This is a genomic window from Fulvivirga lutimaris, from assembly GCF_009711525.1.
Taxonomy (GTDB): Bacteria; Bacteroidota; Bacteroidia; order Cytophagales; family Cyclobacteriaceae; genus Fulvivirga; species Fulvivirga lutimaris.
This window is the reverse complement of sequence record NZ_SMLV01000319.1, coordinates 1-13934: the sequence shown is the minus strand read 5'-3', so window position 1 is coordinate 13934 and position 13934 is coordinate 1. Positions and strand designations below refer to the sequence as shown.

Below are 13934 nucleotides of genomic sequence, written 5' to 3'. Positions count from 1 at the left end.
TTGACAGCTAGAGTTCTCACACTCTTTTCAGATACCCTGATTTTCTTTAAAATTTTAAGAGGATTTAATTCTATAATATTAAAATAGCCATCAGCATCTCCCACATATAGATGATTTTTATAAGAGGTGACATCGAAGATAGCCGCATCTGTAAATTTCAACGAGCCAACTTCTTTTTTATTGACCCAATCAATAAAATGCATGCCATCATAATTGTGGCCAACAGCCAGAATATTTGACCCATCGATGAGATGTAGTCCGTAAATAGAATTAGGCAATTTCGCAATCAGCTGACCATTATCCGGATTTTTCAAATCCCAGCTCACTACCATGCCATCACCTGCCCCGGAAAAAAAAATATGATCAAATTGTGACCTCTCTAAAGTGTAGATGCTATCCTTGTGGCCTGTGTAAGTTTCAAGCTTACTTACTGTTACCTTATTCATGAAGAGGTTGCTAACAATTATTGGTTAATTTTATGACAAAGAAGCAAGTTATCATTAAGTAATCAAATGCCGCTGGATAAAATAGAGCAAATAAACCCTTCTAGATTAGTGGGCATCTGGCATATCTCAGAAAATCTGGATCAGTTGCTTCAACTTATCTCCCTAACGGAAGCGCAACTTGCCGAAATGAATCTGTATAAGGTTGACAATAAAAAACTTGAATGGCTTAGTGCCAGAATTCTTATCAAGTTAATGGCCGCGCAATTTGATAGCCAGTTTGAAGGCCTAATCAAAGATGAACACGGCAAACCCAGCCTCAGAAACAGCACTTACCAAATATCATTGAGTCACTCGTATCCTTATGTGGCGGCTATCATTGATAAAACCAAAGATGTAGGTATTGACATTGAGCAGCCCAAAGAAAAACTGCAAAGAGTAGCTCATCGGTTTCTTTCTAAAACAGAGCTTGAATTCATCAAAGATGATACTACCATGCTCTGCAAAGCCTGGTGTGGAAAGGAAACATTGTATAAAATATATGGTCAACGGGGGCTAATTTTTTCTAAGAACCTCTTACTTGAACCTTATGATCATGCTAACTCTGGCACAATTACTGGTAACATCATAGTTAATGGTAGCACAAAAAAACATAAATTAGAATACAAAGTGACTGAGGATTATGTGCTCACTTACAATGTTTCTTAAACTACTGAATCATGAAAAAACTTGTGATTATATTGATATCAATTCTGGCTGCTGGACACGCTTACGGTCAAAATGTGGCTGATTTTTCCTTAACTGATGTTAAATCTAACTCAAAGACAGCTTTAAGTGATTTCAAAAGTAAAAAAGGAGTCGTTGTAATTTTCACAAGTAATGTGTGCCCTTTTTCTGTTTATTATGAAGGTCGAATTACTCAGCTGGTTTCTGACTATTCCAGTGATATTCAATTCATATTGATTAATAGCCATAATGATGAAAAGGAGTCTGAAGCTGAGATGAAAAACAAAATATCAGCCTGGGGCATTAACATACCTTATCTCTCTGATAAAAGTGGAACTGCTAGGAAAACATTTGGTGCTAGGAAAAGTCCAGAGGTATTTCTATTAAAACCAAGTGGTAGCGGGTTTAGTGTTTTTTACAAAGGTGCTATAGATAATAATCCACAGGTAGCGTCTGATGTAAAAGAAGCTTACCTAAAATTAAATATTGAAAATCTGATAGCCGGGCGTGGCGCTACTAACCCGAACACCCGACCTATTGGCTGCGCTATAAAGTAAGGCTAGTCTAAACCGCTAATGTCTCCATTGGAGATACAATGAAGTAGTGTCTTTACTTCTTCGCACTTATTATGGTCGCCAATTTTATCAAAAGAGTTCATCAAATTTCTTAACGTTCTTCTGATAATTTCGGCATTATCACATGGTTGAAAAAAGCTTTCCTGAGGGTTAATTCTTAGCTCAGCAACATAATTATCAATATCATCTTTCGAGAAAATTAACCCTCTATTAAATGCATTGATATAAAACTGCTGATGTGTATCATCAATATGAGTAAGTATAAAAAGGTTCGGAAGGTTAACACCATGTATTGGCATCTTCAACTTCTGAGCCACCAGCATATAGACTGCGCAAAGCGATATAGGGTTTCCCTTTTTCGACTCCAGCACCTGATTAATCATGGAGTTACTAGGCGAATGGAAGTTTTTAGTATTTGCGCCAAACTTCAGTTTGCTGAATAAGACACTATTCAGAATCTTAACCTGATCAAATGGATGTGCATCTGGCTTAAACTCAAGCCATGCCTCATAATAAATTTGTTCTAAGTCCTGCTTTAGCTTGATGTATTCTAAATCTGGGTATTGATAGGTAGCTACAAGCCATAGACCCTTTAGTAAATCATCTTGCTCATTATCTAACCACTCAACAAGTCTATCCTGAAGCAGCTCAAATTGTAAAACATGAATTAAATCCTCAATCCTGCTTTGTACTAGAGGATTAAGATTGCTTTCCCACTCCGTTTCAAGAAAAGGGATAATTTCTTGTCCCAGCGATTTTATTTTGTCTTCTACATGAGAAATGATACCCCCATCTTCATCATCTAATAAAGATACCAATGCCTTTAATTCACTGTCTTTCAAATGCTAAACGTTAATGCCTACAATTCTTGAATTTAATTTACTACGCTTTAATTTCCAATTAAAATTAGGTCTGGATTACGCCAACATTAAATTTATCCACTGGGGCATGATTGGCAGCTTCAATCCCCATGGAAATAACCTTACGTGTCTCAAGAGGATCGATAATTCCATCTACCCAAAGCCTTGATGCTGCATAATAAGGGCTTAATTCCTCATTATACTTATCAGTGATTTCTTTCAAAAGCTTTTCCTCAGCTTCAGGTGTAATCTCTTCACCCTTGGCCTTAAGAGTTGCTACTTTTATTTGCAGTAATGTTTTAGCAGCCGAAGCACCGCTCATTACAGCTATTTGGGCTGTTGGCCATGCATAAATAAGTCTAGGGTCATAGGCCTTGCCACACATAGCGTAGTTTCCTGCTCCATAAGAGTTACCCATCATTATAGTAAACTTAGGGACGGTCGAATTGGCCATGGCATTCACCATCTTAGCACCATCTTTAATAATACCACCATGCTCAGCTTTACTGCCTACCATAAAGCCACTCACATCCTGAAGGAAAACCAAAGGCACCTTACGCTGATTACAATTCATAATAAAACGGGCAGCCTTATCAGCAGAGTCTGAGTAAATCACTCCACCCATCTGCATCTCTCCTTTTTTGCTCTTCACTACCTTCCTTTGATTAGCCACAATGCCTACAGCCCATCCGTCTACCCGGCCATAACCACATACAATAGTTTGCCCATAGGCCTTCTTGTATTCTTCAAAATCAGAATCATCAACTAACCTTTTAATGACATCAACTACATCATAAGGCTTTACTCTGTCTTCAGGGATGATGCCATAGAGATCTTCTTGTTTTTCTTTTGGCAATGAAGGTTTAATTCTATCAAAACCTGCTTTATCAAAATCACCAATTTTATTAAAAATGGACTTTATATAATCGAGGCAAGCTTCATCATTATCAAATTTATTGTCAGTAACACCTGATATCTCACAATGAGTAGTTGCACCTCCTAGGGTTTCATTGTCAATGGTTTCCCCTATAGCCGCTTTCACCAAATAAGATCCAGCTAAAAAGATTGACCCCGTTTTATCAACAATCATGGCTTCATCAGACATGATAGGCAAGTAAGCCCCACCGGCTACACAGCTCCCCATAATTGCCGCTATCTGCACAATGCCCATAGATGACATTTTAGCATTATTTCTAAACTGTCTACCAAAATGCTCTTTGTCGGGAAAAATCTCATTCTGCATAGGTAAAAACACCCCCGCACTATCAACCAAATATATAATTGGCAGTCTGTTTTCCATAGCTACTTCCTGTGCTCTAAGGTTCTTCTTAGCAGTTATTGGAAACCAGGCCCCTGCCTTTACAGTCGCGTCATTAGCCACGATAACACATTGCCTGCCTTGCACATAACCTATACCAGTAACCACACCACCTGATGGACAGCCACCTACATCCTGATACATTCCATCACCAGCAAAAAGTCCAATTTCAAGAAAATCACTATTTTCATCTGTTAGATAATTAACCCTTTCCCTTGCAGTCAATTTTCCTTTTTGATGCTGAGACGCTATCTTTTTCTCACCTCCCCCCAACATAGTCTTTTCTGACTTTACCTTGAGTTTATAGATTAACTGTTTTAGGCTATCCTCGTTTTTGTTGAATTCGATGTTCATTAGAAATGGATGTTCCTTTTAGGTATAAAACTTGATTAATGCAATTTCAAACGATTGAAATGCGAATGTGCAATTTTAAAGATATTCAAATGAATATGTAAGTATTAGTAAAGATATTACCTAATGCCGGTAAATAATAAATGTCAGACTTTCTTAGGCAATATTAGACCTATACTGGCCAGGAGAATTCTCAAATTGCTTCTTAAAAACAGTAATGAAATGTGAAAGGTTTTCGAAACCTGAATAGTAGCATATTTGGCTAACAGAATAATCAGTATGCTCCAACAAATGTTTTGCTCTCTTTAGCCTCTGCTGAAGTATATATTGAGCAGGAGTTACTCCTAATTCTTCTTTAAACTTTTTGAAAAAACCTGCTCTACTCATGCAAGCCTTATTGGCAATGTGCTCCATTTCCAGCTTTTTATCAAGATTAGATTTTATATAATAAATGGCGTTTGCCAAAGGATTTTTAGCACTAAGGGCTTTATAATCTTTCTCAAAAATTATTCGAGCCTGCGTCTGCATCAATCGAACCAACATCTCCTTGAGCGTGAGGTCAATTATAATGTCTTTGGACTTACCCTCTTCATATCTCGAAATTTTCAACATGCGATTGATGGTATCGGCCAATTGCATATTATTAATGAGATGAAAGGTCTTTGAGTCTATCATCCAGCTTTCACTTTGCATCACTTTAGGATGATACTCATTCAAAAGATCCATAGTTGATTTAATTAGATCTCTTGAAATTTCCAAAGCTATACATTGAGTAGGATTGCCAGAGGCTGCTTCAGGAAAATCAATTTCCATATTTTCACCAGGGGCAACAATGACTGACTCCCCTGGGAGGTAATCAAATCTTGGTTTACTATCAAGCTTCATCACCTTCTTACCTTGCAGCATACTGGTGAGTACAAAATCATTAAATACCAGATTGACATTGAGAGCCTTTTGATGCGTTTCAAAGACATTCATTTCACAGGAATCAAATGAAAAAGCTGTTCTGTTCTCTACAAGAGTAGAGAGCGAATGTTCATTTGTTAGCTGTACTGCATCAATTAAATATCCCATAAACTGATCCGATATAGTATCTAAATATACACAATAATGAAGACAAAAAAGATGTTTAGATGCTCAGCAAACGTTTGTAGACGCTGAGCAAAGTTTTCTGATAATATAACGCTCAAATTGATATTCAATTGAAAATTTAAATTATTATGGAAACATTAGAAAAAATATCAAAAGCCGTTGATCGGCCTTCTTTCAAACCACATTACGACCATTTCATTGGCGGTAAATGGGTAGCTCCAAGTAGTGGTGAATACTTTGACAATATAAGCCCAGTAGACGGGCAAGCCTTTACTAAAGCAGCAAGAGGTAATAAAGCAGATATTGATCTAGCGCTAGATGCCGCCCATAAGGCATTTCCTTCATGGTCAACCACACCAGCAGCAGCAAGAGCCAAAGTTCTACTTGATATTGCGGATGTTATTGAGAAGAATTTAGAAATGCTAGCCAGAGTGGAAACCATTGACAATGGCAAAGCACTTAGAGAAACACGTGCAGCTGACCTGCCATTGTGCGTAGATCACTTCAGGTATTTTGCAGGTGCTATAAGAGCAGATGAAAGCACCATGTCAGAGCATGATGCTAATACTATAAGCATTAATCTTCAAGAGCCACTAGGAGTTGTAGGACAAATAATTCCGTGGAACTTCCCGTTACTAATGGCAACCTGGAAGATTGCTCCAGCTCTGGCTGCAGGCTGCTGCACAGTAGTAAAACCAGCAGAACAAACACCTACGAGCATTATGGTACTTATGGAACTGATAAAAGATATCGTTCCAGCAGGCGTTTTGAATACCGTAACGGGTTATGGCCCTGAGGCTGGTAAACCTCTTGCTACCTCTTCAAGGGTTGCTAAAGTTGCATTTACAGGAGAAACCACCACAGGGAGGTTGATTATGCAATATGCAAGCGAAAACCTAATTCCTGTTACAATGGAACTTGGAGGCAAATCGCCCAATATTTTTATGAAAAGTATTGGTGATGCTGATGACGAGTTCTTTGATAAGTGTGTAGAAGGTGCAGTAATGTTTGCCTTAAACCAAGGTGAAGTATGTACCTGCCCCAGTAGGATATTAGTGCATGAAGATATCGCTGACAAATTCTTAGCCAGAGTTGTGGAAAGAACCAAGGCCATAAAAATGGGGCATCCATTGGCTGAAGACACAATGATGGGTGCTCAGGCATCAAATGATCAGTTTGAGAAGATCTTATCATATCTTGATATCGGCAAACAAGAAGGGGCTGAAGTGCTATGCGGTGGCGAAGCTGCTAAACTAAACTCCGGCCTGGAGAATGGATATTATGTGCAGCCAACTGTGTTCAAAGGTCACAATAAAATGAGAATCTTTCAGGAAGAGATTTTTGGGCCAGTAGTAGCAGTTACCACATTCAAAACCAATGAAGAAGCTATTGAGATCGCTAATGATACACTTTACGGTTTGGGTGCAGGTCTATGGACAAGAGATTCACACGAAATTTATCAAATACCAAGAGCTATAAAAGCTGGTCGTGTTTGGGTGAATTGTTACCATCAATATCCTGCTCATGCACCATTTGGAGGATATAAAAAATCAGGTTTTGGTAGAGAGAATCATAAAATGATGCTGGATAATTACCGCCAAACTAAAAACATGCTTATTTCCTATGATAAAAATAAATTAGGATTCTTTTAGCAGACGAAGTTAGGATAATAGTCAGCTCGGCATCTCTATTGAACCGAGCTGATTTTTTATTAATTAAATGATAGAAAATGGATATAAAAAAAATATTAATTACTGATGCAGCAATTGAAGTTGTTGACCAATTGAAGGACCGATTTGGCCCTTTGATGTTTCACCAAAGTGGTGGATGCTGTGATGGATCATCTCCAATGTGCTTTGAAGACGGAGATTTTAAAATAGGAGACAGTGACATTTTACTAGGCAACATTTATGGTTGTCCATTCTACATGTCAAAAGATCAATATGAATATTGGAAACATACCCAGCTAACACTTGACGTAACTTCTGGCCGTGGTTCTAGCTTTTCATTAGAGATCCCCATGGGAGTTCGTTTCCTAATAAGATCCAGACTATTTACTATGGACGAATTGGAGTCACTTGAAAAGGAAAGTTAAGTAGCTAAAACTAGTTGCCTTTTTTTGCAGCTTTTCTTCTATCCCTCTCAATCTTCTTTTTACTCTTACCAAGTGGAGATAAAAAGTGTTTTGGATTATTATTAAAATGGATCAGTAATTTATCCAAATTCTCAACAGCCTGATTCAAATTAACATAAAGAGAATCTTCGTTAATCAATTTACCCAAAGTACCTTCGCTTGTTGAGAAATGTTCAATAGCTACTGTCAATTGTTCAAGAGCTTTATTAGCACTTTTAACTGTTTTATTTAGCTCTACTGCTTTTAATGAATCCGTTAGAGATTGGAAATTATTCAGGATAGGATTTACCTTACGCAATGTCCCTTTAAGCTCAATAGCCAGTGAGTTATAACTGCTCATCACCGAATCTAGATTTCTTCTAGTACCTACTATTGTTGGTTTCAACTCAGCAGATGCTGCTTTAAAGTCAATCAATATACTATCTATTCTACCCCCTGTTCCTCCAAGCTGATCAAGAACTTGGTTAATCTTTTTAATAGTGGCCTCAAGGTTATTAGCCACCGGCTGAGCACTTTCTGCTAAAATATCTGCTATGCCTCTATCTAAAACGGCTATTAATGTGTCACCGCCTTCCAGTGGTTTGGCAATATTGCCCGTAAAAATGGAAATAGACTTATTACCTAAGAAGTCACTATTTAAGGTGGCCTTAGCAGAATCTCCAAGTACTATATCACCATTGATATCTAACTCAACCAGTACTTTATTTGCATCATTCTGCAGCAAACTAATTTTGCTAACTCTCCCTACACTAAAACCATTGATCATTATAGGGTTAGAGACATTTAGGCCATCAACATTTTGGTAAATAGCATAGTACTTATCATTAGAAGAGAAAAAGTCTTCCCCTTTGAGATAATTGAATCCTAAATAAAGGATGGCGATACCTGAAACCATGAATAAGCCAACCTTCAGTTCCTTTGATATTTTCACATGAATTAGTTTAAGGATTCAATTTCGTTTTTATAATCTCTGAATGCTCTGAATATTCCTGATGCGATGTTTCCTTGCACGGATTCGCTATTTAATTCTTTCTCTTCTTTGGGGTTGGTAAGATAACCTATTTCTACCAAAACACTGGGCATTGAAGTTCTCCAAAGCACCCAAAACCCTGCTTGTTTAACTCCACGACTTCTTCTGCCAGCCCTTTTTCCAAATTGATCTTCAATTTGACTTGCCAAGTATAAGCTATTTTCGATGTATGCACTTTGACTTAACGAAAATAAAATTTGAGATTCTGGAGAATTAGGATCGAACCCTTCATATTTCTCTTCATACCCATCTTCATACAAGATCACACTATTTTCTCTTTTAGCTACTTCAAAATTACCTTCCGTTTTATGAGCTCCCATTACATAGGTCTCAGTTCCATATATAGTGTTTTTTGATACTGCATTAGCATGAATTGATATAAAAACATCAGCATTATTCTTATTAGCAATAACCGCACGTTGTTCTAATTCAATAAAAGCGTCTTTATCTCGAGTATAAATTACTTTAACATCAGGTAAGTATTCACCAATGTAGGAACCCACTTTTTTGGCTACATCCAGAGCAATATCCTTTTCTTTGCTAATATCGCCATGCGTACCAGGGTCATGACCCCCATGACCGGCATCAATGACAACGGTTTTTACCTTAAAATCAGATTTCCTAATTGTATTGGATGAGTTTAGCAAGGTAATTGCTAAGAGAACGGCAATGATGGCAATATTCTTCACATTCTTTCGCTTCTTCAAAGTTATTACAATAACTTTACACAAAATTGTAAATTTTTCTCTAAAACCGAAAAATAGGCCATACAAATTGAAGTCCATTCTCCACGTCAAGTACGGTTTTTTGCTTGTTTTAGGTACATTTTTCATAAATCAGCTATACGCTCAAAATCCGGAAAACAATATTTCTGTCAAAGATGGAATAATTGCTGATAATGATTCCTCTTCTGTCAATAGAATATCAAATGATTCTACCAAATTACCTATCGACACTTTAAGTATCGCTGGCGATAGTACTTTACAAGATTCTACCAAAACCAGAGAAATACCAAAAGGCGATATTGAGACAACTATCAATTACTCTGCCAGAGATTCTATTAACTTCTCGGTTGCTACCAAAATTGTACGGCTGTATGGCGATGCTCAAATTACCTATGGAACTATTGAACTTGAAGCAGACCAAGTGGAAATCGACTATACCAAAAACACCATTAATGCCAACGGACGAACAGACACATTAGGCCGTCAAGTGGGCACTCCTATTTTTAAAAATGGAAGTGAAGTATATGAAACTAAAGGTATGACCTATAACTTCAAGACTGGAAAAGCTAAAATCTCCGAAGTCGTCACTCAGCAAGGTGAAGGTTATTTGCATAGCGATGTTGTATTTAAGAACGCAAAAAATGAATTGTTTAGTATAGATAATTCATACACAACCTGCAACTTGGAGCACCCTCACTATAGAATTAGAGCAAGGAAAACTAAAGCTATTCCAAATGATAAAGTTGTGGCGGGCCCTGCAAACCTAGAGATTAATGATGTTCCTACACCCTTATGGCTGCCTTTTGGCATGTTTCCATCAAAAAGAGAATCTTCTTCGGGCATTTTAGTACCAAAATATGGTGAAGAAAGTAGGCGTGGTTTTTTCCTTAGAGGAGGTGGTTACTTTTTTGATGTAAGTGATTACTTTAAAGCTACTGTAACTGGTGATTTGTATTCTAAAGGAGGGCATGGGATTAATTATTCATCTGCTTACAAAAAGAGATATTCATTTAATGGAAATATTAATTTTAGTTACACTCAAATAAGATTAAGTGATCAAATTGAGGACCAGTCCAAGCAAAATGACTTTAGATTGACTTGGAGTCATAACCCAGAATCGAGGGGCAATAGTAGGTTTAGTGCAAATGTAAATGCAGCAACAGCAACCTACAATCAAAACAACTTCCTTGGAGTTAATGGTGATCCCAACAACGCCAGATTTGACAATACAACGAGGCAGTTAAGTTCTAATGTATCATATTCTAAGACCTTTGGTAATAGCCCCTTTACACTAGGTATAAGTGCAAGGCACAACCAGGATGTTAGAACACGAGATGTAGATCTACTACTTCCATCGGTCACATTAAATATGGGGAATATTTACCCGCTAAAAAGTAAGACTGGTTCAGGTTTAGGAATAACAGACAAGCTAAATTTAAAGTATACTATGGTTGGAACTAATCAAGTAACCAACAATCTTGGACGTATAAGTAAAGAAACTCCAAGTCAAGATAGTATTGCGCCATTCGATTTTAATAATTTTAGCACCTTTTTGAAAAATTCCAGAAATGGTATCCGTCACTCTATACCGATGAGTACGTCCTTTAAGATGTTAAAGCATTTTACAGCAAGTCCTTCTGTAAGCTACGAGGAGAAGTGGTACTTCAAAAAGCTTATATGGGACTTAGATCCTGATAATCCAACAAGAGCTGTAGTTGTAGATACATTGGATGGTTTTAACAGAATTTCAACCTATAATGTTGGGACGAGTATTAACACAAGGCTGTATGGTACATATTTCTTTAAAAAGGGAAGTAAAATACAAGCCATTCGACATGTTATGAATCCTAATATATCATTAGGGTACACCCCGGATTTTAGTGATGAGAAGTTTGATTACTTTCAAAGGTTAGAAACTGAAGAGGGCGAAGAGCTGCTTCAGTCAAGGCATCAGGGCTTTGTATATGGAGGTGCTAGTCAGGGAGAAAGTGCATCGATTGGATTTTCCTTGAGCAATACGTTTGAAATGAAAGTCAAAACCAAAAAAGACACAACTGGCAAGGCAGAAAAAGTATCTTTACTAAAAAACTTTTCTATTGGAAGCAGCTATAACTTGATTGCTGAAGAGTTTAAACTATCAAATATTAGCCTCAGGGCTAACACTTCAGTTTTTAACAATAAGCTATCAATTAATTTCACCAGTACAATAAATCCTTATGTTTACATATTAGATAGCATTGTAACTAGTGATACTGGTGTAAAAACAGTCTATGATAGGAGAATAGATAGATACGCCTGGAATAATGGAGATGGGCTCGGGCAGCTGCAACAGGCAAATATTGCATTGAGTACAAACTTAAATCCAAAAGCCAGAAACAAAGAAAATACAACGAACGAGAAAATTGAGGAGTCAAACTTAAATGAAGCGGATAAAGCATTTTTGATCAACAATCCTGACGCCTATGTTGACTTTAATATACCCTGGAGTTTAAGAGTGAGCTATAGTTTAAATTACACGAAACAAGGCTTTCAAGAATCAAAGACAACTCAAACTCTTAGATTTTCAGGCGATTTTTCTCTCACAGAGAAATGGAAAATTACTTACAATTCTGGCTATGATTTTGAAAGCAAGGAATTAACGACAACACAGTTCGGCATTACAAGAGATTTACATTGCTGGCAGCTAGATTTCAACTGGACTCCTTTTGGTGTTTACCAGAGTTATAGCTTTTCCATTCATGTAAAGTCCAGCCTACTACAAGACCTTAAAATTGATCGAAATAGAAGTTTCTTTGATCGCTAATTAAGATACTATCCAATTCTTAACCTCTTCTAAATCCGGATTTTTAATATCCAATTTCATTTTCTTCCGCATACCACAAACGTCATTAAAAAGCTTATTTGCATTAGCTTCTTTTAACATATCGACAGATGTGAAGCCTAGTTTTTGAATAATTGGGACAAGTTCTTCTCTTACACCTATTTTTACAAAGTCAGCAGCCGAAGCCATTTTTGGTTTATTCTCCGGTTTCATCTGAGGAAAGAATAAAACATCCTGTATTGAGTTTGAATTAGTCATGATCATGCTTAACCTATCAATACCAATTCCAAGTCCAGCTGTTGGTGGCATACCATATTCCAACGCTCTCAAGAAATCTTCATCCAAAGTCATGGCTTCTTCATCGCCTCTTTTGCCAAGCTCTAGCTGCTCCTGAAACCTTTGTCTCTGGTCAATCGGGTCATTTAATTCTGAGAACGCATTACATATTTCCTTACCATTGGCAATCGCCTCAAACCTTTCAACCAATCCTTCTTTATCTCGGTGCTTTTTAGCAAGAGGCGACATTTCGATTGGGTAATCTGTTATAAATGTTGGCTGAATCAGTTTGCCCTCACATTTCTCACCAAAAATTTCATCTATCAACTTACCTTTACCCATGGTGTCATCAACAGGCACATTCAAATCTTTTGCGGTTTTGCGTAATGCCTGTTCATCCATTTCGGAGATATCGATACCCGTAAAGTGTTCAATAGCTTCGAACATTGTATATCTCTTCCAAGGTCTCTTGAAATCCAGAACATTGTTACCCACCTGAACCTCAGTAGTTCCATGAAGATCAAGTGCCACTTTTTCAATCATTTCTTCCACAAGATTCATCATCCAATTGTAGTCCTTGTAAGCAACATAAAGCTCTACTTGGGTAAATTCAGGATTATGAAACCTTGACATCCCTTCATTCCGAAAGTCTTTAGAAAATTCATAAACCCCGTCAAACCCTCCGACTATAAGCCTTTTTAAATACAGCTCATTAGCAATTCTCAAATAAAGAGTCATGTCTAATGAATTGTGATGTGTTTTAAACGGCTTGGCTGCTGCTCCGCCATATAAAGGCTGGAGAATTGGTGTTTCTACTTCGAGGTACCCTTTTTGATTGAGGTAGTCTCGCATGGAGTTGACAAGCTTTGTTCTTTTGATAAAAGTCTCCTTAATATCTCCGTTTACAATAAGATCAACATATCGTTGTCTATATCTCATTTCTGGGTCAGAAAAGGCATCATGCTTCACAACGTTCCCTGATTCATCTTCTGTCTCCTTAACCACGGGCAGTGGTTTCAAAGATTTTGTCAAAACCTTAAGGCTCGTAACATGAATGGAAGTCTCTCCAGTTTGCGTGGTAAAGACATAACCTTTAATGCCAATGATATCTCCAATATCTAAAAGCTTCTTGAATACAGTATTATAAAGAGTCTTATCTTCATCAGGGCAAATGTCATCTCTACGTAAGTATATTTGAATTCTTCCGGTAGAATCCTGGATTTCGGCAAATGAGGCCGAACCCATGATTCTACGACTCATTATCCTACCTGCAATTGAGATGTTTTTATAATCAATCTTTCTACGTTCATAGTTTTCCAAGATTTCCTTTGCTGAAACATTAACCTCAAATGGTTCCGAAGGATATGGATTAATGCCTAACTCTTCAAGCTTTGCTTTGGCATCTCGTCTAACTATTTCCTGTTCACTCAATTGCATAGATCTATATTTTTTTCTTAAAGCCGCAAAGATAGTTTAATCTGACTTTTTTAATAGCAGAATGTATTATTGTCTAATGTGGAAATAACAAAAATTATTCATGTAAGTTTTGGTTACCAAATAACACTTAAAAGTATCTAAAATAC

At 37.2% G+C, this 13934-nt stretch carries 11 protein-coding genes and 1 pseudogene; 5 read left to right on the top strand and 7 right to left on the bottom strand.

Annotation, left to right across the window (positions count from 1 at the left end):
- Positions 1-446: pseudogene (locus E1140_RS06580) on the bottom strand (WD40 repeat domain-containing protein); the annotation flags it as partial.
- Positions 447-512: 66 nt separating this feature from the next.
- On the opposite strand from E1140_RS06580, the gene E1140_RS06575 reads away from it, so the two are divergent.
- Positions 513-1151: a 4'-phosphopantetheinyl transferase family protein gene (locus tag E1140_RS06575; protein WP_155180608.1), complete on the top strand. Its 639-nt coding sequence runs from the start codon at positions 513-515 to the stop codon at positions 1149-1151.
- An 11-nt stretch (positions 1152-1162) separates the two neighbouring features.
- The gene (locus tag E1140_RS06570) at positions 1163-1726 is read left to right on the top strand and encodes a redoxin domain-containing protein (protein ID WP_155180605.1); all 564 of its coding nucleotides are present in this window, start codon (positions 1163-1165) and stop codon (positions 1724-1726) included.
- A 2-nt stretch (positions 1727-1728) separates the two neighbouring features.
- On the opposite strand, the gene E1140_RS06565 is transcribed toward E1140_RS06570, so the two are convergent.
- The 3 genes from E1140_RS06565 to E1140_RS06555 all read right to left on the bottom strand — a co-directional run bounded on the left by E1140_RS06565 (position 1729) and on the right by E1140_RS06555 (position 5347).
- Complete coding sequence (locus E1140_RS06565; RefSeq protein WP_155180602.1) at positions 1729-2586, bottom strand: transglutaminase-like domain-containing protein; 858 nt, start codon at positions 2584-2586, stop codon at positions 1729-1731.
- A gap of 64 nt (positions 2587-2650) precedes the next feature.
- Entirely contained in the window at positions 2651-4276 is a 1626-nt protein-coding gene (locus tag E1140_RS06560; protein ID WP_155180599.1) for an acyl-CoA carboxylase subunit beta, read from the bottom strand.
- A 153-nt stretch (positions 4277-4429) separates the two neighbouring features.
- A complete protein-coding gene (locus E1140_RS06555; protein WP_155180596.1) occupies positions 4430-5347 on the bottom strand; it encodes an AraC family transcriptional regulator in 918 nt (305 codons plus the stop codon).
- Between the two features lie 146 nt (positions 5348-5493).
- Here E1140_RS06555 and E1140_RS06550 point away from each other — a divergent pair, with 146 nt between their 5' ends.
- Both E1140_RS06550 and E1140_RS06545 read left to right on the top strand, forming a co-directional pair.
- The gene (locus tag E1140_RS06550; RefSeq protein ID WP_155180592.1) at positions 5494-7017 is read left to right on the top strand and encodes an aldehyde dehydrogenase family protein; all 1524 of its coding nucleotides are present in this window, start codon (positions 5494-5496) and stop codon (positions 7015-7017) included.
- A gap of 77 nt (positions 7018-7094) precedes the next feature.
- On the top strand, positions 7095-7460 hold the full coding sequence (locus tag E1140_RS06545; RefSeq protein ID WP_155180589.1) for a DUF779 domain-containing protein: 366 nt from the start codon (positions 7095-7097) through the stop codon (positions 7458-7460).
- A 10-nt stretch (positions 7461-7470) separates the two neighbouring features.
- Here the strand turns inward: E1140_RS06545 and E1140_RS06540 are convergent, their stop codons facing one another.
- Together E1140_RS06540 and E1140_RS06535 are read right to left on the bottom strand one after the other, a co-directional pair.
- Positions 7471-8430 (bottom strand): MlaD family protein, encoded by a 960-nt coding sequence (locus E1140_RS06540; protein WP_155180586.1) that lies wholly within the window; start codon positions 8428-8430, stop codon positions 7471-7473.
- A gap of 5 nt (positions 8431-8435) precedes the next feature.
- Positions 8436-9236 carry an N-acetylmuramoyl-L-alanine amidase family protein gene (locus E1140_RS06535; protein ID WP_246202721.1) on the bottom strand — a complete coding sequence of 267 codons (801 nt, stop codon included), beginning with the start codon at positions 9234-9236 and terminating at the stop codon, positions 8436-8438.
- A 100-nt stretch (positions 9237-9336) separates the two neighbouring features.
- Here E1140_RS06535 and E1140_RS06530 point away from each other — a divergent pair, with 100 nt between their 5' ends.
- A complete protein-coding gene (locus E1140_RS06530; RefSeq protein WP_155180580.1) occupies positions 9337-12057 on the top strand; it encodes a putative LPS assembly protein LptD in 2721 nt (906 codons plus the stop codon).
- Here the strand turns inward: E1140_RS06530 and lysS are convergent, their stop codons facing one another.
- On the bottom strand, positions 12058-13788 hold the full coding sequence (lysS, locus tag E1140_RS06525) for a lysine--tRNA ligase (RefSeq protein ID WP_155180577.1): 1731 nt from the start codon (positions 13786-13788) through the stop codon (positions 12058-12060).
- Positions 13789-13934 lie beyond the last annotated feature (146 nt).

What these genes read in the sequence shown, in the direction of transcription:
- E1140_RS06575 (WP_155180608.1), top strand. Translation starts at nt 513, where the DNA reads ATGCCGCTGGATAAAATAGAGCAAATAAACCCTTCTAGATTAGTGGGC.
- E1140_RS06570 (WP_155180605.1), top strand. Translation starts at nt 1,163, where the DNA reads ATGAAAAAACTTGTGATTATATTGATATCAATTCTGGCTGCTGGACAC.
- E1140_RS06560 (WP_155180599.1), bottom strand. Translation starts at nt 4,276, where the DNA reads ATGAACATCGAATTCAACAAAAACGAGGATAGCCTAAAACAGTTAATC.
- E1140_RS06555 (WP_155180596.1), bottom strand. Translation starts at nt 5,347, where the DNA reads ATGGGATATTTAATTGATGCAGTACAGCTAACAAATGAACATTCGCTC.
- E1140_RS06550 (WP_155180592.1), top strand. Translation starts at nt 5,494, where the DNA reads ATGGAAACATTAGAAAAAATATCAAAAGCCGTTGATCGGCCTTCTTTC.
- E1140_RS06545 (WP_155180589.1), top strand. Translation starts at nt 7,095, where the DNA reads ATGGATATAAAAAAAATATTAATTACTGATGCAGCAATTGAAGTTGTT.
- lysS (WP_155180577.1), bottom strand. Translation starts at nt 13,788, where the DNA reads ATGCAATTGAGTGAACAGGAAATAGTTAGACGAGATGCCAAAGCAAAG.